The sequence below is a fragment of the Pseudomonas sp. SIMBA_041 genome (genome assembly GCF_046535095.1).
Taxonomy (GTDB): domain Bacteria; phylum Pseudomonadota; class Gammaproteobacteria; order Pseudomonadales; family Pseudomonadaceae; genus Aquipseudomonas; species Aquipseudomonas mucoides.
Map to the genome: position 1 here is coordinate 1 of NZ_JAWRXJ010000475.1, position 262 is coordinate 262.

Annotated in this window: 1 protein-coding gene; it reads left to right on the forward strand. The window is 60.7% G+C overall.

Annotated elements, in window-relative coordinates; translation table 11 throughout:
- On the forward strand, positions 1–217 hold a 217-nt coding region (locus tag SB725_RS31985; protein ID WP_410923483.1), incomplete at its 5' end, for a hypothetical protein.
- Between the last annotated feature and the right edge of the window lie 45 nt (positions 218–262).

Consider the following 262-nt stretch of genomic DNA (forward strand, 5'->3'; position numbering starts at 1 on the left):
CTATGCGCGCCTCGACTTCTCCGAGCAGCGCGACCTCATGGAGAAAGGTGCCGATGCCGCAAAGGCCCGCATCCTCCACCTGATGGGCGAAGCATCGGTGGGCCTGCTACCAAACGGCGGCGGCTATACGCGCAAGATAATCAAGCGCGATGGCTACACCGTGGATTCATCGACCTACGTCGACTTCCGGTTTTCCTCCAAAAAAGGAGCCGCGTGATGAGCGATCTGGTTGAGTCGCCCTTCGGGCCACGCACGGAGATCG